This is a genomic window from Micromonospora sp. M42 (assembly GCF_000568915.1).
Taxonomy (GTDB): Bacteria; Actinomycetota; Actinomycetes; order Mycobacteriales; family Micromonosporaceae; genus Micromonospora; species Micromonospora chalcea.
Genome location: NZ_KK037233.1, coordinates 221,674 through 224,048 on the forward strand (window position 1 = coordinate 221,674; position 2,375 = coordinate 224,048).

A 2,375-nucleotide genomic window follows, 5' to 3' on the forward strand; every position below is an offset into this window, starting at 1 on the left:
GTCGTGCTGCGCCGGCTGGCCGGCGACGGCCGGCCGGAGACGCCCGCTGCCCCGGCTCGCCGGGCCGCCCGCCGCCGAGCCGCGCTGGGACTCGTTCGTCAACGACGCCCTCGGCCGTCGGGCGAGGCGGCTGCTGCCGCGGCTGCAGGCCGCGGTCGGCGAGCAGTTGCCCGACTACATGGCGCCCTCGGCGTACGTCTTCCTCGACGCGCTGCCGCTCACCCCGAACAACAAGGTCGACCGCAAGGCGCTGCCCGCGCCCGAGTCGGGCCGGCGGCAGGTGACATCGGCGTACGTGGCGCCGCGCACACCGGTCGAGGAGGTGATCGCCGGCATCTGGGCCGAGACCCTCGGCGTCGACCGGGTCGGCGTGGGCGACGACTTCTTCGCCCTCGGCGGGCACTCGCTGCTCAGCACCCGGATGGTGGCCCGGGTCCGGGAGGCGTTCGGCGTGGACGTGCCGTTGCACAAGGTCTTCACCGACCCGACGGTCGCCGGGCTCACCCGGGCCCTGACCGCCGACCCCGCGCAGCGGACCGTCGTGGAGAAGACCGCCGAGCTGCTGATCCGGCTCAGCGACCTGTCCGACGACGAGGTGCAGCAGGCACTCGACCGCGCCGACGGAAGGACGCAGGCATGAGCACCAGGCGGTTCGCCCTGTCCGCGCAGCGGCTCGCGCTGCTGGGCAACCTGCTCCAGGAGGAGGGCATCGACCGCGCCCCGGCGCGGACCGTGCCACCGCGCGCCGACCGGGACGCCCCGGTGCCGCTGACCTTCTCGCAGAGCCGGATCTGGTTCCTGGAGCAGTTCGCGGCGCACACCTCCGCGTACGTCATCTCCACGGCGATGCGGGTGCACGGCGACTTCCGCGCGGACCTGTTCGCCCGCGCCTGCGCCGAGGTGGTCCGCCGGCACGAGTCGCTGCGGACGGTCTTCTTCGAGCGGGACGGACGGCCGTACCAGCAGGTGCGGGCCGAGCTGCCGCCGGACGTGCGGGTCGAGGACGTGCCCGGGGTGACGCCCGGGGAGGTCGACGCCGAGCTGCGCCGCCGCGAGGAGGAGCTGATCGGCCGGCCGTTCGACCTGGCCGCCGGTTCGCCGGTGCGGGTCCGGCTGCTCCGCTTCGGCCCGCAGGTGACCGGCGTGCTGCTCAACCTGCACCACCTCGTGTCCGACCGCTGGTCGATGGGGGTGCTGCTGCGCGAGCTGATCGACTGCTACCGCGCCCTGCTCACCGGCGGGCCGCACGGCCTGCCCGAGCTGCCGGTGCAGTACGCCGACTTCGCCCTCTGGCAGCAGGAGCCGGCCGCTCAGCAGGCGTGGGCGGCGGACCTGGCGTACTGGACGGGCCAGCTCGGCGGCGCGCCACCGGAGATCGGCCTGGTCGGTGACCGGCCCCGGCCGAGGGAGAAGAGCTACCGGGGTGACTCGGTGCCGGTGGAGATCCCGCCGGCCGTGGTGACCCGGCTGCGGGCGCTGTCCCGGCAGGAGAACGCCACGCTGTTCATGGTGCTCCAGGCCGCCTTCGCGGTGCTGCTGCACCGGCTCACCGGCGACGAGGAGGTGGTGGTCGGCTCGCCGGTGGCCAACCGGCGCCTGGTCGAGCTGGAGCCGCTGATCGGGCTGTTCATGAACACCGTGGCACTGCGTACCGACCTGCGCGGCGAGCCGTCGTTCCGGGAGCTGCTGCGCCGGGTCGGCGCGGTGTGCCTGGCCGCGTACGACCACCAGGGCATCCCGTTCGAGCGGCTGGTCGAGCAGTTGCAGCCGGAACGGTCGGCGGCCGGCACCCCGGTCTTCCAGGTGCTGTTCTCGTACCAGAACGTGCCGTTCCCGTCCTGGCACGACGGGCCGCTGCGGGTCGAGCCGGTCTCGCTGGACGCCCGCAAGGCCGAGTTCGACCTGCTGCTTGACCTCTTCGAGGACGGCGACACGATCTGGGGGCGGCTGGAGTACAGCACCGATCTGTTCGACGGGGCGACCGCCCGCCGTCACGTGGGCATGTTCCACCTGCTGGAGATGCTGCGCGACGGCGCGCCACGACCAGCTGCGATCATCGGTACGCCGGTGGGATTCATCGGCGCCGCCGAGTCCAAGCAGGCGCTCATCGACCTCGCCACCGACGCCCCCGGCCTCGACGTGCCCTATCTCGTGGTGACCGGGCGCCGGGGCGGCTCGGCGATGGCCGCCTCCGCGCTCAACGCCCTCGCCCGGGAGGCGGAGTGACCGGGCGGCTGTCCGGCGTCGGGGTCGGCCCGGGTGATCCCGAACTGATCACGCTCAAAGCCGCCCGGCTGATCGGCGCGGCCCAGGTCATCGCCTACCACCAGGGTGTCGGCAAACAGTCCAACGCGCGCCGCATCGCTGCCGGGCTG

General features: G+C 73.7%; 3 protein-coding genes. All 3 read left to right on the top strand.

What is annotated here, in order from left to right; genetic code table 11:
- On the top strand, positions 1 to 640 hold a 640-nt coding region (locus MCBG_RS00685; protein ID WP_043323006.1), incomplete at its 5' end, for a phosphopantetheine-binding protein.
- The gene (locus MCBG_RS00690; RefSeq protein WP_051610875.1) at positions 637 to 2,226 is read left to right on the top strand and encodes a precorrin-8X methylmutase; all 1,590 of its coding nucleotides are present in this window, start codon (positions 637 to 639) and stop codon (positions 2,224 to 2,226) included. The genes MCBG_RS00685 and MCBG_RS00690, both read left to right, overlap by 4 nt.
- Positions 2,223 to 2,375: SAM-dependent methyltransferase (locus MCBG_RS34975; protein WP_369799346.1), on the top strand; the 153-nt coding region annotated here is incomplete at its 3' end. The genes MCBG_RS00690 and MCBG_RS34975, both read left to right, overlap by 4 nt.

Coding starts and splice junctions, on each gene's coding strand:
- MCBG_RS00690 (WP_051610875.1), top strand. CDS start 637: ATGAGCACCAGGCGGTTCGCCCTGTCCGCGCAGCGGCTCGCGCTGCTG.